This is a genomic window from Pantoea dispersa (assembly GCF_019890955.1).
Classification (GTDB): Bacteria; Pseudomonadota; Gammaproteobacteria; order Enterobacterales; family Enterobacteriaceae; genus Pantoea; species Pantoea dispersa.
In genome coordinates this window covers 2346788-2372502 of record NZ_CP082346.1, presented here as the reverse complement: position 1 = coordinate 2372502, position 25715 = coordinate 2346788, and the positions used below count along the sequence as shown (strand labels likewise).

Below are 25715 nucleotides of genomic sequence, written 5' to 3'. Positions count from 1 at the left end.
AACCAAAAATCAGTGAAAATTCGACTACTTATGCTGTCTGCTTTGCTGCTGGCTGGCTGTGCCAGCGAGCCGGAAAAACCGGTGACGCCGGAGAAGAATACGCCATTAACCCAGGCGCCGCCGTCGAAAGTGAATGATGCATGGTCACTGTTTACCGAAGATGCCGCCAGTCATTATGGCGTTGATGAGAAGCTGATCAGCGCCATTATTAGTGTCGAATCCGGGGGCAACCCAACCGTGGTAAGCCGTTCTAACGCGGTCGGGCTGATGCAGATCAAAGCCGCCACCGCCGGACGCGAGGTGTATCGCGCACAGGGACGCCACGGCCAGCCGAGTAACTCCGAACTGCGCGACCCGGCGAAAAATATTGATATCGGCGCGGCCTATATCCGGATTCTGCAGGATTCCGCACTGGCGGGCATTCGCGATCCGCTGACGCTGCGCTATGCCACCATTGTTTCCTATGCCAACGGCGCCGGCGCGCTGCTGCGCACCTTCTCGCGCGACCGCGATCGCGCCATTGCTATGATCAACGCCATGACGCCGGATGAGTTCTACCAGCACGTGCAGAACAAGCATCCGGCCGCCCAGGCGCCGCGCTACCTGTGGAAAGTCACCACCGCCTATCGCACCATCGGCTAATGCCGCTGGCGGGGCTCAGTGCTGTGCGCGCTCAGCCGCAGCCTCATTTGAGGCATCGCTGAGGCTAATGCGCGGCAGCACGCCGCCAGTGAACTCCACGCGGCGCATCGGGAAGGCGAAACGAATCTGTTTCTGCTCCAGCTGCGCCATCAGTTGCAGGTTAATCTCCTGCTGAATGTCCATGTATTTGTTGTAATCGGCGCTCAGCACGAAATAGACCACCTCAAACGTCAGCTGCGATTCGTCAAACGACAGGAAATGGGCGCGATCAAAACGCGTGTCCGGCACGCCTTCAATGATGCGTTGCACCATGCCGCCAATCTGCCGCACTTTCTCCGCCGGCGTGCCGTAATTAATCCCGAACTTAAACACGATGCGTCGCTGCTGCATGCGTTTGTAGTTGTGGATGGTTTGCTGCAGCAGAATAGTGTTGGAGCAGACAATCTGTTCGCCGCCGAGACTGCGCAGCCGGGTGGTTTTCAGGCCAATGTGCTCAATGGAGCCAGCGATGTCGCCGAACACAATAAAGTCGCCGTGCTCAAAGGGCTTATCGAAGCCAATCGCCAGCGAAGCGAACACATCGCTCAGCACCGTCTGAATCGCCAGCGCGATGGCGATACCGCCGACGCCGAGGCTGGCCACCAGCGCGGTGATATTGATCCCCATATTGGAGAGGATCGCCAGCAGCATCATCACCCACACCACGACACGCAGCAGAATGCCGAGGATCACCGTGGTGACCGGATTGCGCACGTGCAGCGGATCGCGCAGCAACGAGTGCAGCCACAGGCGAATGCCGCCGTCGATCCACAGCGTGAGCTGCAGAATCAGCGCCAGGAACCAGCCGTGGGCGATGGCGACGCTCCAGCTGTCCGGCAGATCGACAAATTTCAGCGTGATCAGCAGCGAGAAGATCAGCAGCAGCAGCTGACTGGTGCTGCGCAGAATCTCCACCAGAATGCCGGTGAAACGCACGTGGCGCTGTTCGCTGTAGTGGGCGATACGGTTAGAGACAAAGCGGATGACGGTGCGCAGCAGCCAGTAAACAATCAGCGTGCCGAACACGATGATGGCGCTATTAATCCAGAAGTTTTGATTGAGAAAGATAAGTTGTAAACGATGGGCAGAAAGCCAGTTTTCCATTGGGGAGAATCTCCTTGCTGGGAGCCGGTGAAAAGAATGTGCAAGGAGAAAGCATAGACTACGCTGGCGTCGCGCGGGACGCCGGCGGTTTACTGGAAGCGATTGGCCTTGTCGCGCGCCAGCCGTTCCAGCGCAAAAATCACCTGCTGCAGCTGACGCTCCTGCACCGGTTCGATGGCGGTAAAACGGAAGCTAAGCCGCGGCGTGATGCGGGTTTCGTTCTTGCTGGTCACGGTGCTGCGCTCGCCGATGTGCAGCAGCTGTGCGGTCACTTCGAACTGGCCATATTCGCCCAGCTCAACGCGCAGCTTTTTGAAGGTATCGCCACGGTTAAGACCTTCCGGCAGCGCCTCATCCAGCAACACGCCGACGCCGCCAAGCGACAGATCCTGCAGGCGAAAGCGCGCGGTGCTGCCGTCCGGCCACTGGCTGTGGCAGTAGAATACTGGTTCGAGCGGCGCGTTGACGCGAAAGAACTCCCGGCGCTGAATCTGCCACACCAGGTCGGGCAGCGCGGCGGCAAAGGCGGGCAGGCCGTCATAATCGATGCGGGTTAATCCCTGCAGCCCAAACTCCACTTTGGCACCGTGGGTTTCGGCCGCAATATTCACTTCGCCACCCTGCAGTGCCAAATCATTGTCCAGCGCGTTGCTGCCGAGATCAAAAATCACCCGATCTTCATCCGCGGCCAGCAGCCGGCTGATGAACTGACCACGGGAGAAATTGACCATCAGCAGGGTTTGATAACGCAACAAATCCTTCATCACGTTCAACACCGCTAGCGTACCGCGCTTGAGATATTGTTCTTTATCGGCGTCTTTCACGTCCTGCTCCACCTGTCCGATTGCTATTTTACGAGTGCCACTGCTCTTCGTCGGTTATCGACCGGGGCGGTAAAAGCTTTAGCCGGCGTGAACGAATTCATCATGATGTTGATGTAGCAGAGAAAAAATTCCCGGCTATACTTAGCGCGATGAACACCTTGATTCATAACGTAAGGAGCAGCAAATGGGTATTCTTTCATGGATTATTTTTGGTCTGATTGCCGGGATTATCGCTAAATGGATCATGCCAGGTAAAGATGGCGGCGGATTTATTTTGACCGTGGTACTCGGGATTGTCGGTGCGGTGGTGGGCGGCTGGATCAGTACCCTGTTCGGCTTTGGCCGGGTCGACGGCTTCAATTTTGGCAGCTTTGTGGTCGCGGTGATCGGTGCCATTGTGGTGCTGTGGATCTACCGTAAAGTCCGCAGCTGACGCCAAATCACGATTCAACAAGATCCGCAGTCCCGTCCGGGGCTGCGGATTTTTTTATGTCGTCAGAAATCGTAGCCGATTGTGGCGGTCAGCGTCCGCTCCGCGCCGCGATAGCAGTAACCGGTGCCGTAGCAGGCTGCCAGATACTTTTTATCCGTCAGATTGCGGGCATTCAGCTGCAGCCAGGCACCTTTCAGGTTCGGCTGCCACGCGCCCAGATCGGCGCGCAGCGAAGCGTCAAACAGGGTCACCGACGGCAAACGGGTGGTGTTTTCGTTATCGGCCCACTGGCGGCCAATATAGCGCACCCCGGCACCCGCGCTCAGGCCGTAATCAAACTGATAATGCCCCCACAGCGACGCCATGCTATTTGGCGTGACGTACGGCGTATGGCCATCGTTGCCGTCCACGGAATCCTTAAAGCGCAGATGGTTGAGCGTATAACCGGCAATGGTGCTGAACCGTTCGGTCAGCTGGCTGCGCGCCTCCAGTTCAATGCCCTGCGCATGCACTTTGCCGGACGGGGTATAGGTGCCGTCCTGCACGTTACGGTTGGCCACATCGTTCTGTGTCAGATCGTACAGGGCCACGCTGTAGAGATCGCGCGTGCCGTTCGGCTGGTATTTCACCCCGGCTTCATACTGCTCTGAGGTGGTCGGTTTCAGCTGATTCCCATCGGGATCGGTCAGCGAAGCCGGGGTAATCGCCTGGCTCCAGCTGACGTACGGCGACACGCCATTATCAAAGGCGTACAGCAGCGCGGCGCGGCCGCTGACGTGATCGTCCTGACGACGACTATTGCCATTCTCTGACACGATGCGGTCATAGCGACCAGACAGATCCAGATGCCAGCGCTGCCACGCCAACTCATCCTGCAGATAGAGGCCGCTCTGATAGTAGCGGCGCGTCTGCGCTGTCCAGAGGTAATCCGGCTGGCTGCCGATGGCCTCGCCGCTCCAGGCATTCAGCGGTGAGGCGGCGCCGCTGGCGTCGCTCAGATCATTTTTGTAGCGGTGATACTCCGCGCCAAGCGTGACGCGATGCTGCAGCGCACCGCTGGCAAACTCCGCCTGCAGCTGGTTATCGGTCGCCCACGCGCTGAGCGAAGAGCGCTCACCGGAGTAGTAGCGATTGAGCAGGTCCGGATTGTCGCTGTTCCAGCCAATCTGGTACACCTGGTCGAGCGCCACGCTGGAATGGCTGTAGCTGCCGGTGCTGTGCACCGACCATACTTCATCGAAACGGTGCGAGAAGTCGTAGCCGTAAATCTGCTCATGACGTTTGAACTGATCCAGCGCGCTGTCGCCCTCATAAAAGCCGTCGCTCAGCCAGCGGCCATTGTGGCTGTACAGCGTGCCTTCCGCCGGCACCGAGCCGTGATAGCCGCCTGAGGGATCTTTTTGCAGATAAGCACGCAGCAGCAGGCTGGTGTCTTCATCCGGCTGCCACAGCAGCTGGGGTGACAGCGCGTATTTCTCTTCGCGCGTGTGGTCGTACTGGGTATCGCTGTTGCGCGTGATGCCGGTCAGGCGGTACGCCCATTGATCGTTAATCGCGTCGGTGTAATCAAAGGCGGCGCTGTTACTGGCATTGCTGCCGGTGGCGAAGCGTAAATGGCCCTGTGAAGCAAACTGCGGCCGCTTCGTGACCATGTTCACCAGCCCGCCTGGCACCGTCTGACCATAAAGGGCAGAAGAGGGGCCTTTAATTACGTCGATGCGGTCAAGGAACCAGTTATCCACCTGCAGGATGTTGAAGCTGCCGCCGTCGCTCATCACGCGCAGACCGTCAAGGAAAGTGTTGTCGACGTCACCGCCGTGGAAACCACGCAGCGAAATGGTGTCGTAACGCGTGGCCGCGCCACCAAAGTTGGTGAAAACCCCCGGGGTATAGCCCAGCGCCTGGTTCAGATCCTGCGCGCCCTGATCGTCAATCTGCTGACGCGTCACCACGGAAATGGACTGCGGCGTGGTGACGAGTGGACGATCGCTTTTCGTGGCGCCGCTGCGGGTGGCGAGATAGCCCGCCGTGGGCGAGGTGGCGCTCTCCTGCGGCTGTGCGGTGACCACCAGAGAGGGTTCGGCTACGCCGAGTGCCGGAAACGCCAGCGCCAGCGCGCACAGCAGCCGGCCACGGTTGAGGGGGAACAGCGCGGTCATAATGATTCCTTTGGCTGAGAACAAAAGCCGCACCACACCAGCGCGGCGGTTAATGATGAGAAAAAGAGTCATTTTAAGATTAAGAATTATTATCTTTTAGTAAGGGGTGTTTCAAGATGTAAAAGATAAGTAATGGAAAAGTGTGATGCGCAGGGGATGCCGCAGCGCCGGGCATGGTCATCGCCTGGCTGTGGCATCGGGCCTGAGAAGCAGGTGCGCACGGCGGCGCACCTGACGTCAGGGTTATTTCGCCGCGTTTAGCGTCGGCATTGAGGGGATGTCGCGCGTGCTATTACAGGTTTTATCTTTCGGACAATACTTATCCAGCAGCTTCAGCGTTACGCCGTTGGTCCAGCCAAAGCCGTCCTGCAGCGGATACTCACCGCCGCCACCACCGCCCAGTTGGGCACCGTCGACCACATACTTCTCGACCAGCTTGTGCTCGCGATCGTAAGTTTGCTGCACATTTTGCAGGAAGCGCTGACCGATCTGCTGTGCCAGCTGGTTCTGCTTGTAGTGCTCCAGACCTTCGACCGCTACCCACTGCAGCGGGGCCCAGCCGTTAGGCGCATCCCACTGCTGGCCGTTGTTTACCGTCGTGGTGACCAGCCCGCCTGGTTTCAGCAGCTGTTTTTCCACTGCGGCAGCGGTGCGTTCCGCCTGTTTGTCGCCCGCCAGCTGCATATACAGCGGGAACAGCGTGGCGGCGGTGAGCTGATTGTGCACCTGCTTTTTCTGGACATCGTAGTCGGCATACCAGCCCTGTTTGTCATCCCACAGGTAACGATTGATCGCCGCCTGGCGCTTCTCTGCATCCGCCGCAAACTGCTGCGCTTTGTCATTCTGCTTTGCCAGCTTCGCGGCTTTCGCCAGCGTCTGCTCCAGGTGGAACAGCAGGCTGTTGAGGTCAACCGGGGCCAGCTGGGTGGTGCGAATCGAGGCCAGATTGTGCGCATCGGTGAACCAGCGAGAGCTGAAGTCCCAGCCCGAGGCGGCGCCCGCGCGCAGATCGCGATACACCTGCTGTTTACTGCGCTCAGGCGCTTTTTTCGCGGTGTTGACATCGTCCAGCCAGGATTCGGTGCGCGGCACGTCACGGTCATCCCAGTAGCGATTGAGCAGGGTGCCGTCGCTCAGTTTCACCACGCGCTTGCTCGCCTGGCCGGCAGCCACCTTGTCGCTGTCCGCCATCCAGTAGTCATACTCTTTTTGCAGCTGTGGCAGATACTGGCGGTAGACGTCGTCTCCCTTGTGGCTGGCCAGCAAATCCACCATCAGGCTGAAGAACGGCGGCTGCGAGCGGCTGAGATAATAGCTGCGGTTACCGTTAGGGATGTGGCCGTACTTGTCCAGCTCGCTGGCGAAGTTGTCCACCATATCCTGCACCCGATCCCAGTGGCCGCTCTCTGCCAGCCCGAGCATGGTGAAGTAGCTGTCCCAGTAATAGACTTCGCGGAAACGCCCGCCCGGCACCACGTACGGTTTCGGCAGTGGCAGCAGCGAATCGTACTGGCTGGCCGTTGGCGTGCTGCGCGTCAGCACCGGCCACAGGCCATTAATGTGCGCGCGCAGGCTCTGGCCGGCGGGCGGCACGTATTTATCCTGCGCTTTGGGCAGGATGAAGTTGGTGTCCACGAAGCGCCTGAGATCGAAATTACGCTGATTTTTCTGCATCTGCCAGTCGGCGAGAATCGACGCCGGGTCATATTTGGGGACCGCATCGGCAAAGGTTTTCTGGTCCGGATAAAATCTGGCCTGCTGCACGGCACTGAATAGTGGGCCGAGTCGCACATCCGGCGGCTGCGGCTGGGCGCTGAGCATGCGGCTGTTATCCTCAGCGTGCACAGCAGACGCGCTCAGCAGCGCCGCGCTGAGCAACAGAGTAAGACGCGCAGGCGTAAACACTACATTTTTTATCATCGGTTTTTCTCCTTGTCCGAAAAGGTGGTGCGCTAACGCATTGACCACCCGAACAACTTTAGACGTTAACGCGCCGCTTAGCCTTTTGCAGCGGCGGAAATGTGAAGCCTTCGCGATTAATCGCCGGAAAATTGCGGTGCGGCGCGGGTTTTTACTTGCCCTGCGCCGCTATTTGACTGAGGCTGAAAGAAAAAAAGGAGAGCAGTATGGAGATCATCTGGTATCACCCGTCGCTGAATCCGCAGCCGTGGCTGGACGGCATGCGCCAGCGTCTGCCGGCGGTGCGCATCCGCCAGTGGCAGCCGGGCGACAGTGCGCCCGCCGACTACGCCATTGTGCGATCGCCGCCGGTGGAGATGCTGGCGGGACGGGCGCTGCGTGGCGTATTCGCCATGGGGGCCGGCGTGGACGAAATTTTGCGGCAGCTGCGCACGCACCCTGAGATGCTGGCTGACGCGGTGCCGCTCTACCGGCTGGAAGACACTGGCATGGCACGCCAGATGCAGGAGTATGCGAACTGGTGCGTGCTGGGCTGGTTCCGCCGCTTCGCCGACTATCACCAGCAGCAGCGACAGGCGCTGTGGCAGCCGCTGCCGGACCGCGAACGTGCTGATTTTACCATTGGCGTGCTGGGGGCAGGCGTGCTTGGCCGCAGCGTGCTGGAGAGCCTGCGCCAGTGGGGCTTCCCGCTGCGCTGCTGGAGCCGCTCGCCGAAGCAGATTGCCGGTGTCACCACTTTTCACGGCCGCGACCAGCTGGCGGATTTTCTCGCTGACAGTCAGGTATTAATTGATTTGCTGCCCGCTACGCCGGAAACCAGCAATCTGATCGATAGCGCGTTTCTTAGCGCGCTACCGCACGGTGCCTGTTTCCTCAATCTCGCGCGCGGTGCGCACGTGGTGGAGGCCGATCTGCTGGCGGCGCTGGAGAGCGGTCAGCTGGCCGCCGCAGCGCTGGACGTATTCCAGGTGGAACCGCTGCCGGCCGCGAGTCCGCTGTGGTCTCATCCACATGTCATGATTACTCCGCATAATGCCGCCACCACCTTGCCGCATGAGGCGATGGACTATATCGCCGGTGCCATCACGGCACTGGAGCAGGGCCAACAGCCGCGCGGTCTGGTCGATCGCCAGCGCGGCTATTAATTCAGCAGAGGAGAAGAGGATGTATCCCGTCGATTTACATATGCACACCGTGGCCAGCACTCATGCTTACAGCACGCTGCACGATTACGTCGCTCAGGCGAAACAGAACGGCCTGAAGCTGTTCGCCATTACCGATCACGGGCCGGACATGGCCGATGCGCCGCACTACTGGCATTTTGTGAATATGCGCATCTGGCCGCGCGTGATTGACGGCGTCGGCGTGCTGCGCGGCATTGAAGCCAACATCAAAAATCAGCAGGGTGAGATTGATTGCAGCGGGCCGATGCTGGATGCGCTGGATCTGATCGTCGCTGGCTTCCACGAGCCGGTCTATGCGCCGCGCGACAAGGCTCACCACACCGAAGCGATGATCGCCACCATGGCCAGCGGACTGGTGCACATCATCAGCCATCCGGGCAACCCAAAATTCCCGGTGGATATTCGCGCCATCGCGGAAGCCGCCGCGCACTACGATGTGGCGCTGGAGATCAACAACTCGTCGTTCACCCATTCGCGTCCGGGCAGTGAACCTAACTGCCGCGCGATTGCGGAAGCGGTGCGTGACGCCGGTGGCCAGCTGGCGTTTGGCTCCGATTCGCACACCGCCTTTACGCTCGGTGATTTCGAACACTGCCTGCGTATTACGCGCGAAGTGGATTTTCCGCAGGATCGCGTGTTAAATGTCACGCCGCGTCGCCTGCTCGACTTTCTCGAACAGCGCACCGGCAAACACATTGCGGAATTTGCCGACTTTTAACTTTTTTGCCTCAAGGAATTCTGTTGCATGAATGAGTTTTCCATTCTCTGCCGCGTCATCGGCTCGCTGTTTAATCGCCAGCCGCAGGACCCGCTGCTGGTGCCGCTGTTCACCCTGCTGCGCGAAGGCAAACTGAAAGATCAGTGGCCGCTGGAGCAGGATGAACTGCTGACCCGGCTGCAGCAGAATAGCGATCCACAGGCGCTGGCGGCGGATTACAATGCGCTGTTCGTCGGCAGCGACTGCAGCGTACCGCCGTACGCCTCACAGTGGGCGAACGGACCGCAGGAAGCCGAGGTGCGGGCGTTTTTAACCTCACGCGGTATGCCACTGAGCGAGTCGCCGGCCGATCACTTTGGCGTGCTGCTGCTGGCGGCCTCCTGGCTGGAAGATCAGTCTGCGGAAGATGAGGCGGCAGCACAGCTGGCGCTGTTCGATGACTACCTGCTGCCGTGGTGCGGTGCCTTCCTCGGTAAAGTGGAAGCCCACGCCACCACCGCGTTTTATCGCACGCTGGCGGCGCTGAGCCGTGAGGCGATTCAGGCGATGTATGACGAACTGCGTGAAGAGGGCGACGACGCCTGAGTCGTCACCAGCAGGGATGGCTGCTGCCGGGCAGCTGCGCCGGTGCCGCGCACAGCATCGGCGTACCGGGCAGATAAGCCGCGGCGCGCAGGCGCTCGCCAATCCCCCAGCGATTGATCTCCAGCGCGCTCAGCGCATCGTGCGGCTGCGGCGTAATGCCACGCTGTTCGCCTTGTGGCGCTGCGCCGTGCTGCTGAAGCAGCAGCGCGGTACGCGCCAGCGACAAACGCGCCTGCCAGCCGGTGCCGTTAATTCGGCGCTGGCGTAATCCTTCCAGCACCGCGGCCGCCATCATATAGCCGGTGGCGTGATCCAGCGCCTGCACCGGCAGCGGCGTCGGTTTAACGCCTGCCTGCCAGCGCATACCCTGTTCGGCGATGCCGCAGGCCATCTGCACCAGGCTGTCAAAACCGCGCCGGTTGCGCCACGGCCCGTGCCAGCCCCAGGCGTTGAGGCTGACATCCACCAGCCCCGGCGCCAGCCGCTGACGGCTCTCCGCATCCAGCCCCAGCTTTTCCAGTGCGTCCGCGCGGTAGCCGTGCACCAGCACATCCGCATGCTGTAGCAGCGTAATCAGCCGATCGCGCCCGGCGCGGGTTTTGATATCCAGCTGCGCGCAGCGTTTGCCGCAGTTGATCTCCTCTTCCAGCGTCGGTTCACGCCAGCCGGGCGGATCGATGCGCAGCACCTGCGCGCCGAGGCTGGCCAGAAAGCGGGTCGCTACCGGTCCGGCAATGATGCGCGTCAGATCCAGCACCCGCACGCCCAGCAGCGGTCGCGCCGGCAGCAGCGCCCAGCCCGGCGTGGGCGCTTCGCCGGTTGCCCGTTGGGCAATCAGCGCTTCATCGCTTACCGCCAGCCCCTGCGCGTGCTGCTGCCACTGCTGTGCGCTGCGCATCCAGGCGGCACAGCCGCCGGCGTCGACCACGGCCTGCTCCAGCGCGTGTCCCTGCCAGCGTGCCACCACCGCCGCCAGCGATGACCGATCGGCGTGCTCGCCCAGCACGCGTGCCATGGCGGCGCGATGATGCGGTGCGTTGGTGTGCAGGCGGATCCAGCCATCCTCGCACGGATAGTCACCGGCCAGCGCATCCCACTGGGCGGCTGGCGGACGGTTCAGCGGCGTCAGGCTGTGTTGAAACCAGCGCGAGGCCAGGCGGACGTTGACGCTGACCGGGGCCGGACGCTCCAGCAGATCGCTCAGCGCCTGGCTGGCGAGGCCGATGCTGGTGGCGGCGAGTTCACTAACGGCAAAAGCCGAGGGGAAGCTGTCGGTCTGAAGAAAGTGGATCGTCGGCGCGTGTTCCGCACCCCGCAATCCCTGCCACAGTTGCTGCCACAATGCGGCAGCGCGTTGAGAATCCATGCTAAACCTCCGGAAAACACGCGAGCTTCAAGCATAGCAGAGTGGATCAGCGGCGGCGCAGACGCGGAAAGCGGGCATGCATACGCAGGTTACGCAGGTTAATCACCGCAATCGCCGTCCCCAGCACCACCAGCGACGCACCCAGAATTTTGAAGCTGTTCATGCTGTCGCCCAGCACCAGCACGCCCATCAGTACCGCCAGCACCGGCGTCAGCAGCGAGTAGGGCATGATCAGGTTGACGTTATATTTTTTCAGCAGCGCGTACCACAGCGTGTAGGCGACAATCGATGAGGCGAGGGCGCTGTACAGGATGCCAAACCAGCCGCGCCAGCCAGCGTGGCTCAGCGCGGTAAACTGCTGCGATTCAGTCAGCCACGAGGCCGTACCGACAATCGGCACCGCAAGGAAGGAGATCCAGCCGGTAAGCGTCAGCGGTTTAATCGGCGGTGACTTTTTCACAATCATGTTGCTCACCGCCCAGCCAGTGGCGCTGCACAGCAGAATACACAGCACCCACCACGCCGGAATTGTCGGGCTGCCGGAGAGCACCACCACCCCGGCCAGCGAGATGGCGATACCGCACAGCTGCACCAGCCGCAGTTTCTCCTTCAGCACCACCATCGCCAGCAGCATGGCAATCGGCGTACCCAGCTGGACCACAATGGCGCCGGTGCCGGCATCGGTATAGCGCATGCCGACAAACAGCAGCGAAAAGTGCATGAAGCCAAAGGTAAACGCCAGCGTCAGCAGCCACGGCAGCTGGGCGCGCGTGATGCGGCAAAACGGCACCAGCACGATAGCCACCACCACAAAGCGCATCCAGGTCAGAAACAGCGGCGGAAGTTCCAGCAATCCCCACTTTATCGCTACGTTATTGAACGCCCAGATGCACACCACCATCAGAACCAGAAAAAAATGCCGCACCGCCACGCTGCTGTCCTTTGTTTTATCGATGTTGTCACCGTCTAATGATGGCACGAAGGCGATCGGTTGGCGCACGCGGGCGACGCTTTTTTTCGTAATGGCATTAGCTTATGCCGAAAAATCCAGGACAGAGGGCAAATTTACTGTCAGAGTGGATGTCCGAAACACGATCATTTGAGGACCGTATTCGGCATGACACAGACCCGCACCTTACCCCTTGCTTTGATTCAACTCGAAACGCCGCCGCCGCAGGTTGTGGCAAAAATTGGTGAACAACCGCAGTGGTTTATTACAGCCCTGGCGCTACAGCCGGATGATTATGTCATTGTGCGGCCGCATCTCGGGGAAGAGCTGCCGGCTTTCTCTGGCATCAGCGGCGCGATTTTCAGCGGTTCGTGGGCGATGGTAACCGATCACGCCGACTGGAGCGAGCGCACCGCCGCCTGGATTCGTGCGGCCATCGACGCGCAACTGCCGCTGCTCGGCGTTTGCTATGGTCATCAGCTGATGGCCTATGCGCTGGGCGGTAAAGTGGGTGATAACCCGAACGGCTGGGAGCGCGGGCTGAAAACCCTGACGCGCACCCCGCACCGCGATCCGTGGCTGGCACAGTTGCCGGAGGCCTTCCCGGCGTGGTTGTCGCACCGCCAGTCGGTGCTGGTACCGCCGCCGCAGGCACAGGTGCTGGCGCGTTCAGCGCTGGATGGTTGCCAGATCCTGCGCTATTCGCCGCAGGCGCTGTCAGTGCAGTTCCATCCGGAGTTCGACCATAACATCATGACCGCCTGTCTGCCTTCCGGCGTCAGCGATGATGGCGTGCAGCTGTCAGGCGAAGACTGGGCGCGCGAGCTGCTGCAGCGTTTCTGGCAGCAAACGCGCCCGCAGGCGCAGGCTCAGGGCGCGTAATGCCGCGTACAGCGATAAACCCAGGCGGGTGGCATATTTTTCAGCACCCGCTGGCGCTGCCAGGTAAAGTAGCGTGACAGGCTGGGCTGCGTCAGCGAGGTGTATTGAAACTGGACAAACACGCCGCGCGGCCCCAGTCCTTCATGCACCGCGCTGAGAATGGCGTCGCGCGTTGCGGGCGACAGCGACAGCAGCGGCAGGCCGGAAAAAATCACGTCGTACTCCCCGGACAGATATTCTGCCGAGCAGGCGCGCACCTGCATGCGCGCATCGTTCCAGCGGCGTAACCCTTTTACCAGTTCGGGACTGATTTCAAACACATCCAGCTGCGCCTGCGGTGCCATATGTGCCAGCAGATGACGGGTCAGCACGCCGTCGCCGGCGCCCAGCTCGGCAATGCGCAGGCTGTGCTCCCAGTTGACCGTTTCACACATGGCGCGACACAGGGCGGCTGAAGAGGGCGTGATGCTGCCCATTTTGCGCGGATTGCGGATAAATTGCTGAACGAAGTTCGCTTTGGCGCGCATTACCATCAGGGCTGAAGCCAGCATCTTGTTCTCCTGTTCACGGGTCTGCTTCATATTGACCGCACAAATCGCACATGTTCCGCTTTTCATCACGCTTATGGCCAAACTCGGAATTATCTGTCTGCGACAGGCGCAGGTTATGGCGTGACGGCAGGGCCGTTTCTTAATGCCCTCTTTTCCTTCGATGCGGTCACAGTTTCCCGCTGAGCGATCTGACAGGCTGGCATTGTTCGCTCAATGTTAATTACAAGTTTAAATGTTGTTAATCGCCACTCTGTCCCGCAAGGAGAAACACCATGCGTTACGCTGCTCCGGGAGAAACCGGTTCTCTCATCCATCTGCAATCGCGTTATGGCAATTTCATCAACGGCGAATTTGTTCCGCCGGTGAACGGTAACTATTTTGTTAACACCACGCCGATCAACGGCTCGACCATCGGCGAATTCCCGCGCTCGGATAAACAGGATATCGACAACGCTGTCGCCGCCGCACAGGCCGCTGCGGACGCATGGGGCAAAACCTCGCCGCAGGCGCGTTCGCTGCTGCTGCTGAAAATTGCCGACCGGCTGGAAGCCAATCTGGAAGCCATCGCGGTCAATGAAACCTGGGATAACGGTAAGCCGGTGCGTGAAACCCTGGCGGCTGATTTGCCGCTGGCGGTTGACCACTTCCGCTACTTTGCCGGCTGCGTGCGCGCCCAGGAAGGCACCGCGGCAGAGATCGACGAATTCACCGCCGCCTACCACTTTCATGAGCCGCTTGGGGTCGTCGGACAAATTATTCCGTGGAACTTCCCGCTGCTGATGGCGGCGTGGAAACTGGCGCCGGCGCTGGGTGCCGGTAACTGCGTGGTGCTGAAGCCCGCCGAACAGACGCCGCTCTCCATCACCCTGTTGATGGAGCTGATTAAAGACCTGGTGCCGCCGGGCGTGATTAACGTGGTGCACGGCTACGGCAAAGAGGCCGGCGAGGCGCTGGCTTCGCATCCGGGTATCGCCAAAATCGCTTTTACCGGATCGACCGCCACCGGCGGCCACATTCTTGAGCTGGCGGCAAAAAGCCTGATCCCGTCCACCGTCGAGCTGGGCGGCAAGTCGCCCAACATTTTCTTCGAAGACATCATGCAGGCGGAGGAGAGCTTCATCGAAAAAGCGGCCGAAGGCGTGGTGCTGGGCTTCCTCAATCAGGGCGAAGTCTGTACCTGTCCGTCACGCGCGCTGGTGCAGGAGTCGATTTTTGAGCCGTTTATGGCGGCGGTGATGAAGCGCATCCAGACCATTAAACGTGGCGATCCGCTCGATACCGAGACCATGATCGGCGCGCAGGCGTCGCAGCAGCAGTTCGACAAAATTCTCTCTTACCTGGAGATTGCTCAGCAGGAGGGCGCGCAGGTGCTGCACGGCGGCGGGGTGGAGAAAATCGGTGAGGCGTTTGCCAGCGGTTACTACATTCAGCCGACGCTGCTGAAAGGCGATAACAGCATGCGCGTCTTCCAGGAGGAGATTTTCGGACCGGTGGTCGGCGTGCTGACCTTTAAAGACGAAGCGGAAGCGATTGCCATCGCCAACGATTCGATTTACGGCCTCGGTGCGGGCGTGTGGACGCGCGATATTAACCGTGCTTACCGCGTAGGTCGCGCGATTAAAGCCGGTCGCGTCTGGACCAACTGCTATCACCTCTATCCGGCGCACGCCGCGTTTGGCGGCTATAAAAAATCCGGTATTGGCCGTGAAACCCACAAAATGATGCTCGATCACTATCAGCAGACCAAAAATCTGCTGGTCAGCTACAGTACGCAACCTCTCGGCTTTTTCTGATTTAACCGGCAGCGGTGCGCGCCGCTGCCGCCTTCATGGCAACGTCACACAGCCCTGTCACAGTGCTGACAGAAAAAACAGATTATTCCCCCTGTTATTAAGACGCGTCTTGTCGATATTAAGAGACGTGAGTTTATACAGTAACGCACCGTTTTTAAGGAGAGAAGATGAACACCCTGTACCACTTTCAGGAGCAGCACGACGAAGTGCTGGATGCGGTCGAAGAGAATATCATTACCGTAAATCTGCCGGGCCGCCAGGCGATCTACGTGATTGGCCAGAACGACGACGATGCCGATCTGTTGCTGGACGTGCAGCTGCGCGGTGTGTGAGCGCAGCAGGGGCTGGCAGACAAAAAAATCCGCAGCTTTTACGCCGCGGATTTTTTTATTGCTGGCCGGCTTATTTCACGCAGGCAGCACACTGGTTGTGGATCTGCTGGAAGAAGTCATTGCCTTTGTCATCCACCAGGATGAACGCCGGGAAGTTCTCCACTTCAATTTTCCAGATCGCTTCCATGCCCAGTTCGGCATACTCCACGCACTCCAGACTCTTAATGCTTTGCTGCGCCAGCACCGCCGCCGGGCCGCCAATACTGCCCAGATAGAAGCCGCCGTGTTTATGGCAGGCATCGGTGACCTGCTGGCTGCGGTTACCTTTGGCCAGCATCACCATGCTGCCGCCGTTAGCCTGCAGCAGATCGACGTAGGAGTCCATGCGGCCGGCGGTGGTCGGACCGAGTGAACCGGACGCGTAACCTTCCGGCGTTTTCGCCGGGCCCGCATAGTACACCGGATGATCTTTGATGTACTGCGGTAGACCTTCGCCGTTGTCGATGCGCTCTTTCAGTTTGGCGTGCGCAATATCACGTGCCACGATGATGGTGCCGTTCAGCGACAGACGCGTTGCCACCGGGTAAGCGGAGAGCTGGGCGAGGATCTCGCTCATCGGGCGATTGAGATCGACGCTGACCACTTCGCCTTCACCCTGCTGACGCAGCGCTTCCGGGATATAGCGGCCTGGGTTGTCTTCCAGCTTCTCGATCCAGATGCCTTCGCGGTTAATTTTGGCTTTGATGTTGCGGTCAGCCGAGCAGGAAACGCCCATGCCTACCGGGCAGGATGCGCCGTGACGCGGCAGACGCACCACGCGGATATCGTGAGCAAAATATTTACCACCAAACTGCGCGCCGAGGCCGAGTTTCTGCGAGGCTTCCAGCAGTTCCTGTTCCAGCTGCACGTCACGGAACGCCTGACCGTGTTCGTTGCCTTCGGTCGGCAGCGAATCATAATAGTGGGTTGACGCCAGTTTCACGGTTTTCAGCGTGCTCTCAGCGGAAGTGCCGCCGATGACAAACGCGATGTGGTACGGCGGACAGGCCGCCGTGCCGAGCGACATCATTTTATCGATCAGGTAGTTTTTCAGCTTCGCTGGTGTGATCAGCGCTTTGGTTTCCTGGTACAGATAGGTTTTGTTAGCAGAACCGCCACCTTTGGCGATGCACAGGAATTTGTATTCGTCGCCGTCAACGCTGTAGAGATCGATCTGCGCCGGCAGGTTGGTGCCGGTATTGACCTCTTTGTACATATCGAGCGGCGCATTCTGCGAGTAGCGCAGGTTATCTTCGATAAAGGTGTTGTAAACGCCCTGAGACAGCGCGGCTTCATCGCCGCCGCCGGTCCAGACGCGCTGGCCTTTTTTACCCATGATGATGGCGGTACCGGTGTCCTGGCAGGTTGGCAGCACGCCTTTGGCGGCGATTTCGGAGTTGCGCAGGAACTGCAGCGCCACGTATTTGTCGTTCTGGCTGGCTTCATCGTCCGCCAGAATCGACGCCACCTGCTGCTGATGTGAGGCGCGCAGCATAAAAGAGGCATCGTGGAACGCCTGCTGCGCCAGCAGCGTCAGCGCTTTCGGGTCGACTTTCAGGACTTCTTCGCCGTCAAAGTTGGCCACCGAAACATGGTCGCGGCTCAGCAGATAGTACTCGGTATCATCTTTGGCGAGAGGAAAGGGATTCTGGTAGTAGAAGGGTTTGTTCGACATGTTGGCTCACTTAGCTTCGTGTTGCCCGCCAGCATGACGGGCGACAAATTAGGCGATCTGTTATTCGATTTTCTCTCGCCAGTCCGCGGCAAGAGCTGACTGGCGAGTATCATACCACTTTAACGTTATTACGCGGCTGCGTTTTTAACATCAAAGCAACATCATCAGAACATCATCACCATCCACGGGTAGGCAATGACCATCAGCGCCACCAGGAACAGGGCACCAAAGATGGTACCGAGACGCCAGTAGTCTTTAGTTGGCAGGTAGCCGCTACCGTAGTAAATCGGGCTTGGGCCCGTGCCGTACGGGGTGATAATGCCCATCACACCCAGTGAGGTACACATCATCAGGCAGAACACCGGCATGTTGATGCCCGGAATCGAGGCGGCAATGGTCAGCATGGCAGGCAGCAGGGCAGTGGTGTGCGCCGTGGTGCTGGCGAACAGATAGTGCAGCAGGTAGAAGGCGACCAGCAGTACCACCGCGGACACCTGCGGGTCGTAGCCGTGCAGCAGCAGCGCACCCTCTTTACCCAGCCAGGCGATGAAGCCCACGCGCGCCAGACCATCAGCCAGTGCGACCAGCGTGGCAAACCAGGCGAAGGTGTTCCAGGCGGCTTTGTTGCTGGTGATGTCGTTCCAGTTCAGCACGCCGGTCCACAGCATCAGCACGATAACCAGCAGGGCGGCCATCGCCGGTTCAATCCACGCAGTGGCGAAGATCCACATCATCAGCGCAGCGACCACGAACACCAGCAGCAGAATTTCATTGCGCGACAGCGGACCCAGTTTCTCCAGCTCGGCTTTAGCCCAGCGTGGCACTTCGTCATTCACTTTCACTTCTGGTGGATAGAGCCAGTAAGCCAGCAGCGGCATGGTGAGAATCAGCAGGATACCCAGCGGCAGGAAGGCGAGGAACCACATGCCCCACGAGATATCAAAGCCAACCACGCTTTTTACCAGCGCCAGCGCCAGCAGGTTAGGAGCCAGCGCGGAGAGGAACATTGAACTGGTGATACAGGCGGCGGTGATAGCAACCCACATCAGGTAAGAACCAATTTTGCGTGCGCTTGGGTCGTTAGGTTTAGAACCGTACAGCGGCGGCAGGTTGGCAATGATGGGATAGATCGTCCCGCCGCTGCGCGCGGTGTTGGATGGCGTAAACGGTGCCAGCAGCAGGTCGGCAAAGGTGATGGCATAGCCGAGCGTCAGGCTGCGACGGCCGAGATATTTCACCAGAATCAGCGCCAGGCGGCGACCGAACTGGGTTTTGTCGTAGCCGGCGGCAAACATGAAGGCGCCGAAAATCAGCCACACGGTGGAGTTGCCGAAGCCGCTCACCGCCCATTTAAACGCCTGTCCGGCCGTTTTGAACTTCGGATCGGCCAGTTCTGCCGGGCTGAACAGCACGTACTGGCTGAACAGCGCGATGATCACCACACCGGTCAGGCCGATGACCGCGCCCGGCAGCGGTTCGAAGATCAGGCCGACAATCACCCCGACGAAGATGGCGAAGAAGTGCCATGCATACGGCTCCAGCCCGGCAGGGGTAGGTACCAGCAGCAACAGCACGGCAACCACGATCGGCAGGCACAACATGACGAGCCGGTTCTTTTTCCCCGGTGCGGCAGGTGGCGCCTTTAGGGGTTCACTCTGGGTTGTTTGTGTATTCATAGTTTTGGTCTGCAAGTTATGGGAATGCGATTGACGGCCCGGTCGGGTTGATTTTTTTAGTTACGAAACGCTTGTAGCAGATCAACCGGGACGTTTTAAAGTGTCTTTTACATGAATCTTCGTTATTGCAATTTTGCTTCGCGAATTATCAATTGAATGACGCTATGATGCGATTAATTAAAATATCTATTTTGATCTGGATCAATAAAATTATTAGCGGGTTTTTTGTTTTAACGTTTTGCGCCGTAATAAATGAACCAACAGGTGTAAAATATGTGTTAAAAGTGAACGGAACGGCAAAAATACCGCCAGAATCGGGCGAAAGGTGCTTTTTATCTCTTTGATATTACTTTATTTGTTTTAAATGTAAGGAAAAAGTTGATTTTTGTCAAGTATTGGTTAAAACTTAGCGGAGCGCGGATTTCAGCAATGAGCAATAAAAAGTATTTTAACGCGTAAAACTTATATAACTAACATTCTGGGTTATGTAACTAAATAAAATTGTATATTTATACCATGAAGTCGGACCACTTAAATTAATTATAAAGACCTCCGAACTGCCAAAGAATTGAATACACGATTTCTTAATTCTGGAGTTGCTCATCATGAATACGCTCACCCCGATTCTTAATCCGCTGACATTACCGAAAGGGGCGGTGCTGAAAAACCGCCTGGTGATGGCCCCGATGACCACCTGTACCGGCTATTACGACGGCGGCGTGACCAGCGATCTCGTTGAGTATTATCGCGTGCGTGCCGGCAGCATCGGCACCGTGATCGTCGAGTGCGCCTTTATCGATAACCGCGGTCCGGCGTTCCCGGGCGCTATCGGCATCGACAGCGACAACAAAATCCCTGGCCTGGCCAGAATCGCGCACGCCATCAAGTCCCAGGGATCTAAAGCCATTCTGCAGATTTACCACGGTGGCCGCATGGTTGAGCCGGCGCTGATCGGCGGGAAAACCCCGGTCGCACCCAGCGCTATCGCCGCACCGCGTGAAGGTGCCAGCACCCCGCAGGCGCTGACGGCGGAAGAAGTGGAGGTGATGATCACCAAGTTTGGTGATGCGGTGAACCGCGCCATCAAAGCCGGCTTTGACGGCGTGGAGATCCACGGCGCTAACACCTACCTGATTCAGCAGTTCTACTCGCCTAACTCTAACCAGCGCGACGACAAATGGGGCGGCAGCCGCGACAACCGCGCGCGCTTCCCGCTGGAAGTGCTGGAAATTACCCACAAAATGGCGGAGCGCTTCGCCGCAGCGGATTTCATCATCGGCTATCGCTTCTCGCCGGAAGAGCTGGAAGTGCCCGGTATCCGCTGGGACGACACGCTGTACCTGCTGGAAAAACTGGCGGCGCGCGGGCTGGATTACGTGCACTTCTCTGTCGGCCAGCTGCTGCGTCCGTCGATTGTCGACACCCAGGATCCGACGCCGTTAATCAGCAAATACATTGAACAGCGCTCGGCAACGCTGGCGAAAGTGCCGGTGATTGGCGTTGGCGGCGTGGTGAATAAAGAGGATGCCGAACTGGCGCTGGCCTCGGGCTTCGATCTGGTGGCGATTGGTAAAGCCTGTATTGCCTATCCGGACTGGGCCGATCGCATCATCAAAAACGAGCACATGGATCTGTACATCGACAGCACCAAACGCGAAGCGCTGACCATTCCGGAACCGCTGTGGCGCTTCTCGCTGGTGGATGCGATGATCCGTGACGTCAGCGATGGCCATCGCAAGTACAAAGCCGGCGTTTACCAGGCGAAAGTGGAAGCCGAAGCGCTGAAGCTGAAAATCAACGTAACGCTCGACACCGACCGTATCACCGACATTTCGCTGGTGCCGGATCCTAACCTCGACGTCGATTTCACCAGCACCTTTGAAAGCCTGCGTGAACGTATTCTGGTGGCGAACAGTCCGCACGTCGATGCCATCACCGGTGCTACCACGCAGAGTGAGGCGCTGAAGAAAGCAGTATCGCGCGCGCTCACTACCTCCAGCAAAGAGTATGTGATTGAAGAGGGCGGTAACCCGAATGCGCCGGTCAATTACGATGTGGTGGTGGTTGGTACCGGCGGGGCCGGTCTGGCGGCGGCGATTCAGGCGCACGATGACGGCGCGCGCGTGGTGATCATTGAGAAGATGCCCACCATTGGTGGTAACACCATCAAAGCGTCGGTGGGGATGAACGCGGCGGAAACCCGTTATCAGAAACTGAAAGGCATCGAAGACAGCAAAGAGCTGTTCTACGAGGAAACGCTGAAAGGCGGCAAATTCAAAAACAACCCGGTGCTGCTGCGTGAGTTCGTTGAGCGTGCGCCAGAAGCCATTGAGTGGCTGGCGGCGAAAGACATTGAGCTGAGCGATATCACCATCACCGGCGGCATGAGCATTGACCGTACGCACCGTCCGGAAGATCGCTCGGCGGTGGGCGGCTTCCTGATTAGCGGCCTGGTGAAAAATGTTAACCAGCGCAACATCGAAGTGCTGCTGGAAACCTCAGTGGCCGAGATCCTGTTTGAAAACGGTGCGGTGACCGGCGTGAAAGTGGTCGATGAGTACAACGACAGCCGCATCCTGAATGCGAAAAGCGTGATTGTGGCCACCGGTGGCTTCAGCGCCAACCGCGAGATGGTGGTGAAATACCGTCCGGAGCTGGATGGTTTCGTCACCACCAACCACAAAGGCGCCACCGGAAGCGGTATCGCCATGCTGCAGAAAATTGGCGCCGAGACTGTCGACATGGGCGAAATCCAGATTCACCCAACGGTTGAGCAGACCACCTCGTACCTGATTTCCGAAGCGATGCGCGGCGGCGGGGCGATTCTGGTCAGCCAGGCCGGTAAGCGTTTCTACAATGAAATGGAAACCCGTGACAAAGTTTCTGCCGAGATTATCGCGCTGCCGGAAAAAAGCGCGTGGATCGTGTTCGATGAGCAGGTACGTGCCAACAACAAAGCGGCGGACGAATACATCGCCAAAGGCTTTGTGATTAGCGCGCCAACGCCACACGAGCTGGCGGTGAAACTCAACATGGATCAGGAAACGCTGCAAAGCACGCTGGGCCGTTACAATGAGTTTGTGATTAACCAGAAAGACGAAGACTTTGGCCGTGCCACCGCGCTGCGTCATCCGCTCAATCAGGGTCCGTTCTTCGCGATTCGTATCGCACCGGGCGTGCACCACACCATGGGCGGCGTGACCATCAACACCGAGACTGCGGTGCTTGACGCGCAGAAACAGGTGATTCCTGGTGCCTGGGCGGCGGGTGAAGTGGTCGGCGGCATCCACGGTGCGAACCGCATCGGCGGTAACGCCGTCGCCGATATCATTATCTTTGGTATCAAAGCGGGCCGTAATGCCGCTAAACTGGCGTTAGGTAACTAAGCTATCACGATGCCCGCGCCCTGCGGGCATCGTTCTCTTGCGGGGCCACAATGACAAGCGACGCTGGCGTCCATTCCTATTCTGCCGTCCTCATGGGTTCGCCCATTCTGCTCAAACTGTTCGAAGACAATCCCACGCTCGCCAGCCAGGTCTTTCGCCTGATCAAACAGCAGGAAAACCTGTTTACCGTCAACCGCGCCGAATCCGAAGTGATGGCCATTAATCACGCCGCCGGACGCCATCCGGTGGTGGTGAGCGCGCCGGTTTTTGCGCTGATTAGCGTGGCGCACGCGGTGAGCATCCTGCCGGACAGCGCGTTTAACTTCACCATCGGTCCGGTGGTGAAACGCTGGAAGATTGGTTTTCAGGGGCGTGAAGTGCCGCCCGCAGCGGAGATTGAGACGCTGCTGCGCCTGACCGATCCGCATCAGGTAGTGCTGGATGCCGAACAGCGCTCGGTGTTTCTGCCGCTGCCGGGCATGGAGATCGATCTGGGCGCCATCGCGAAAGGCTACATCGCCGATGTGGTGCAGGCATTTCTGCGTCAGCAGGGTGTTGCGCAGGCGCTGATTAATCTCGGTGGCAATGTGCAGACGCTCGGCAGCCCGCCGCATCAGCCGCAGGGCTGGGGCATCGGGCTCAAAAAACCGTTTGGCCGGGACGATGAGCTGCTGGGGACGCTGCAGGTGCAGGGCAAATCGGTGGTGACGTCCGGGATTTATGAGCGCTACTTTGAACGCGACGGCCGCTGCTGGCATCACATCTTTGATCCGCGCACCGGCTATCCGCTGGACAATCAGTTATTGAGCGTGACGGTGATTGCCGATCGCTCGCTGGATGGCGATATCTATACCACGCTGCTGTACGGCATGGGCGTAGAGCAGGGGCTGGCGTATCTCGCCGGCCAGCCTGATATCGACGCGGTGTTTGTCACCCGCGATCGGCAGATTATCTGCTCGCCGGCGCGCCATTTCCGCTTCAGCCAGCTGGATTTCAGCTGGCAGCTGCGTCACTGACAGTACTGCTGCAGCAGCGAATGGTACTCCGGCTGCAGGCGATAGCGATACACCGGGCGGCCGGTGGCACCGTAGTGAATGCTGGTGAACAGAATATTAATCTGCGCCAGCCAGATCAGGTATTTGCGACACGAAACGCGTGAAATGTTCACTTCGGCCGCCAGCTCGTCGGTGGAAAATTCATGGCCGGGATGGGCGTCAATCCACTGACACAGCGTGCGCAGCGTCTGCGGCGTTAAGCCTTTCGGCAGCCGTTTGTTGTCGTGCTGGGTGGCCGGGCTGCCGTGCATCAGCAGATCGAGATCCGATTGCTGATAGTAGTGCTGGTTATCCATCAGCGATTTTTTCTGCCGCCAGCCGGTCAGCGCCTCTTCAAAACGCGGGAACTGGAACGGTTTGATCAGGTAGTCGACTACGCCGTAGTGCAGCGAGGTTTTGATATTCTCCGCGTCGGCCGCTGACGAAATGATGATCACTTCCACTGAACTCTGCGCCTGGCGCAGCTCTGGCAGCAGATCGAGCCCGTTCTCCTGCTGCATATAGATATCCAGCAGCACCAGGTCGATCGGCGTTTCGCTATTAAACAGGAACTCGCGCGCCTGCTGCAGCGTCGCGGCGGTACCCACGCAGTGAAAGCCCGGCACCTGGCCGATAAAGCTGCGGTTCAGCTCGGCCACCATGGCGTCATCGTCGACCACTAACACGTTAATCATGCGGTTTGGTTCCTCCATCCCACGGAAGTTGGACTAAAAATTGGGTGAACACGCCGGGCTCGGACTCCACGCTGACGCTGCCGCCGAGGTGCTCCGTCTGCTGTTTCAGCAGGAACAGGCCGACCCCGCGATCCTCGCCTTTGGTGGAGAAGCCCTTGTCGAACACGGTTGCCAGATGCTGCGGCGCAATGCCCGGTCCGTCATCGCTCACTTCACAGGTCAGCCAGCCGTTCTGGTAGTGCAGCATGACGTGGATTTCGCCCTCGGTCTGCTCGCTCATCGCATCCAGCGCATTCTCCACCAGGTTGCCGACCACGGTGATCAGCGCCGCCATTTGCTGCTCGTTGCCGCTGTCCGGCAGGTAACTGGCATCGCTGATGGTCAGGCGATGGCCGCAATCAGAGGCGCGGTTAATTTTGCTGAGCAGAAAACCGGCAATCACCGGTGATTTGATCTTCTCCAGCAGGAAGCCGATTTCCGTCTGATAGTTATTAGCGGTCTTCAGAATATAGGCTTCTACCTGCGCATAATTTTTCATGTGCAGCAGGCCGAGGATCACATGCAACTTATTCATGAACTCGTGCGAGCGCTCACGCAGGGCATCAACATAGTTTACCATGCCGGTCAGACGCTGCATCAGCTGGCTGATTTCGGTCTTGTCCCTGAAGGTGCAGACCGCGCCGATAATGCGTCCCTGACTGCGCACCGGCACGGTGTTGCTCAGCAGCAGTCGGCCATTGACGTTGAGCTCCTCATCGCGCCGTGCGCGACCGCCGTTGAGCACTTCCTGCAGATGCTGGTCGATCACCGAGGCATCATAAATGCGCGCGGTACTCACCACGCTGCTGCCCATTTTATCGCTCAGCAGCTGGCGCGCCGCCTGATTGACCAGCGTCACCTCGCCCTGATCGTCCATCGCCACCACGCCTTCCTTGACGGAGTTAAGGATCGCCTGGCGCTGCTCAAACAGGGTGGAAATTTCGTAAGGCTCAAGGCCGAACAGGATGCGCTTCAGCACGCGCACCAGAATAAAGGTGCCAACTGCGCCGGCAAATGTACCGATCAGAATGGTCCACAGAATACTCCAGCGACTCTGGTTGATCTGGTCGGTGACCGCCTCCAGCGAGATGCCAATGGCCACCACGCCAATCTGCCGCTGCTGGGCGTCATACACCTGGGTAAACACGCGCAGCGATTTGGCCAGCGAGCCCTGATTCACGGAGACATTCTCGTTGCCGCGCAGCGCCGGTTCGATGTCCGGGCCGATAAAGTGTTTGCCCACCAGCTCCGGATTACGGTGTGAGTAGCGGATGCCATCCATGTTGGTGATGCTGATAAACAGCAGATTATTGCTCTCTTCCACCGCTTTGGCGATGGGCTGGATAGCGGCCCGGTCGGGCGGCAGGCGCAGCGCCTGCTGAATTTCGGGTGATTTCGCCAGCGTACGCGCCACCGCCATGGCTTTATCCTCGAGCTGGCTGCGCGTCGCGGCGCCAATCTGGAAGAAATAAAACATGTGTACGCTCAGCAGCACCAGCACAATCACCGCGCTGAGCATCAGCGTTACCAGGGTGTTGAGCTTCATCGGTCGCCTGCGCACCGGCGTGGCTTGCTGTGGTGAGATCATGGTCGTGCTCTGCGGAAAACGGGGGGCTATTATGACGGATAATCCGCAGCGGGTCGCGCTAAATGCAGGAAGGCCGTCAGCGATGACGACCTTCCGTGGGGG

General features: G+C 58.9%; 21 protein-coding genes. 10 read left to right on the top strand and 11 right to left on the bottom strand.

What is annotated here, in order from left to right; genetic code table 11:
• Positions 1-30: 30 nt before the first annotated feature.
• Positions 31-642: a membrane-bound lytic murein transglycosylase EmtA gene (gene emtA / locus K7H94_RS10995; protein WP_021506358.1), complete on the top strand. Its 612-nt coding sequence runs from the start codon at positions 31-33 to the stop codon at positions 640-642.
• A 15-nt stretch (positions 643-657) separates the two neighbouring features.
• Here the strand turns inward: emtA and K7H94_RS10990 are convergent, their stop codons facing one another.
• The gene (locus tag K7H94_RS10990) at positions 658-1785 is read right to left on the bottom strand and encodes a mechanosensitive ion channel family protein (RefSeq protein ID WP_222951037.1); all 1128 of its coding nucleotides are present in this window, start codon (positions 1783-1785) and stop codon (positions 658-660) included.
• Positions 1786-1874: 89 nt separating this feature from the next.
• Complete coding sequence (locus K7H94_RS10985; protein WP_058757616.1) at positions 1875-2609, bottom strand: flagellar brake protein; 735 nt, start codon at positions 2607-2609, stop codon at positions 1875-1877.
• Between the two features lie 184 nt (positions 2610-2793).
• Between K7H94_RS10985 and K7H94_RS10980 the strand changes: the two genes are divergently transcribed.
• On the top strand, positions 2794-3042 hold the full coding sequence (locus K7H94_RS10980; RefSeq protein WP_021506355.1) for a GlsB/YeaQ/YmgE family stress response membrane protein: 249 nt from the start codon (positions 2794-2796) through the stop codon (positions 3040-3042).
• 62 nt (positions 3043-3104) lie between these two features.
• Here the strand turns inward: K7H94_RS10980 and K7H94_RS10975 are convergent, their stop codons facing one another.
• On the bottom strand, positions 3105-5201 hold the full coding sequence (locus tag K7H94_RS10975; RefSeq protein ID WP_222951036.1) for a TonB-dependent siderophore receptor: 2097 nt from the start codon (positions 5199-5201) through the stop codon (positions 3105-3107).
• Between the two features lie 243 nt (positions 5202-5444).
• Entirely contained in the window at positions 5445-7121 is a 1677-nt protein-coding gene (gene treA, locus K7H94_RS10970) for an alpha,alpha-trehalase TreA (RefSeq protein ID WP_222951035.1), read from the bottom strand.
• Between the two features lie 206 nt (positions 7122-7327).
• Here treA and ghrA point away from each other — a divergent pair, with 206 nt between their 5' ends.
• From ghrA to K7H94_RS10955, 3 genes are read left to right on the top strand one after another with little or no spacing between them, the layout of a single operon-like run.
• Complete coding sequence (gene ghrA, locus K7H94_RS10965) at positions 7328-8266, top strand: glyoxylate/hydroxypyruvate reductase GhrA (protein ID WP_222951034.1); 939 nt, start codon at positions 7328-7330, stop codon at positions 8264-8266.
• A gap of 19 nt (positions 8267-8285) precedes the next feature.
• Positions 8286-9023 carry a phosphatase gene (locus K7H94_RS10960; RefSeq protein ID WP_222951033.1) on the top strand — a complete coding sequence of 246 codons (738 nt, stop codon included), beginning with the start codon at positions 8286-8288 and terminating at the stop codon, positions 9021-9023.
• Positions 9024-9050: 27 nt separating this feature from the next.
• Positions 9051-9608, top strand: coding sequence for a TorD/DmsD family molecular chaperone (locus tag K7H94_RS10955; RefSeq protein WP_222951032.1), 558 nt, complete (start codon positions 9051-9053; stop codon positions 9606-9608).
• Positions 9609-9612: 4 nt separating this feature from the next.
• On the opposite strand, the gene K7H94_RS10950 is transcribed toward K7H94_RS10955, so the two are convergent.
• Together K7H94_RS10950 and K7H94_RS10945 are read right to left on the bottom strand one after the other, a co-directional pair.
• Positions 9613-10974, bottom strand: coding sequence for a CoA transferase (locus K7H94_RS10950; protein WP_222951031.1), 1362 nt, complete (start codon positions 10972-10974; stop codon positions 9613-9615).
• Positions 10975-11020: 46 nt separating this feature from the next.
• Positions 11021-11905: a DMT family transporter gene (locus K7H94_RS10945; RefSeq protein WP_222952047.1), complete on the bottom strand. Its 885-nt coding sequence runs from the start codon at positions 11903-11905 to the stop codon at positions 11021-11023.
• 186 nt (positions 11906-12091) lie between these two features.
• Here K7H94_RS10945 and K7H94_RS10940 point away from each other — a divergent pair, with 186 nt between their 5' ends.
• Positions 12092-12805 carry a glutamine amidotransferase gene (locus K7H94_RS10940; protein WP_222951030.1) on the top strand — a complete coding sequence of 238 codons (714 nt, stop codon included), beginning with the start codon at positions 12092-12094 and terminating at the stop codon, positions 12803-12805.
• Here the strand turns inward: K7H94_RS10940 and K7H94_RS10935 are convergent.
• Positions 12793-13356: a class I SAM-dependent methyltransferase gene (locus K7H94_RS10935; protein ID WP_104092835.1), complete on the bottom strand. Its 564-nt coding sequence runs from the start codon at positions 13354-13356 to the stop codon at positions 12793-12795. The genes K7H94_RS10940 and K7H94_RS10935 overlap by 13 nt on opposite strands.
• A gap of 272 nt (positions 13357-13628) precedes the next feature.
• Here K7H94_RS10935 and exaC point away from each other — a divergent pair, with 272 nt between their 5' ends.
• A complete protein-coding gene (exaC, locus tag K7H94_RS10930) occupies positions 13629-15149 on the top strand; it encodes an acetaldehyde dehydrogenase ExaC (RefSeq protein WP_021506345.1) in 1521 nt (506 codons plus the stop codon).
• A 167-nt stretch (positions 15150-15316) separates the two neighbouring features.
• Positions 15317-15481, top strand: a complete 165-nt coding sequence (locus K7H94_RS10925; protein WP_021506344.1) for a hypothetical protein — start codon at positions 15317-15319, stop codon at positions 15479-15481.
• A 70-nt stretch (positions 15482-15551) separates the two neighbouring features.
• Here K7H94_RS10925 and fumA read toward each other — a convergent pair whose 3' ends face one another.
• Entirely contained in the window at positions 15552-17195 is a 1644-nt protein-coding gene (fumA, locus tag K7H94_RS10920; RefSeq protein ID WP_058769655.1) for a class I fumarate hydratase FumA, read from the bottom strand.
• 164 nt (positions 17196-17359) lie between these two features.
• Complete coding sequence (locus K7H94_RS10915; RefSeq protein WP_058769656.1) at positions 17360-18871, bottom strand: anion permease; 1512 nt, start codon at positions 18869-18871, stop codon at positions 17360-17362.
• Between the two features lie 605 nt (positions 18872-19476).
• Here K7H94_RS10915 and K7H94_RS10910 point away from each other — a divergent pair.
• Both K7H94_RS10910 and K7H94_RS10905 read left to right on the top strand, forming a co-directional pair.
• Positions 19477-22257, top strand: a complete 2781-nt coding sequence (locus tag K7H94_RS10910) for a flavocytochrome c (protein ID WP_021506341.1) — start codon at positions 19477-19479, stop codon at positions 22255-22257.
• 50 nt (positions 22258-22307) lie between these two features.
• The gene (locus tag K7H94_RS10905) at positions 22308-23273 is read left to right on the top strand and encodes an FAD:protein FMN transferase (protein WP_222951029.1); all 966 of its coding nucleotides are present in this window, start codon (positions 22308-22310) and stop codon (positions 23271-23273) included.
• Here the strand turns inward: K7H94_RS10905 and dcuR are convergent.
• The gene (gene dcuR, locus K7H94_RS10900; RefSeq protein ID WP_021506339.1) at positions 23267-23986 is read right to left on the bottom strand and encodes a two-component system response regulator DcuR; all 720 of its coding nucleotides are present in this window, start codon (positions 23984-23986) and stop codon (positions 23267-23269) included. The genes K7H94_RS10905 and dcuR overlap by 7 nt on opposite strands.
• Positions 23979-25613 (bottom strand): sensor histidine kinase, encoded by a 1635-nt coding sequence (locus K7H94_RS10895; RefSeq protein WP_058757628.1) that lies wholly within the window; start codon positions 25611-25613, stop codon positions 23979-23981. Before K7H94_RS10895 ends, dcuR begins: the two co-directional genes overlap by 8 nt.
• Positions 25614-25715: the final 102 nt, after the last annotated feature.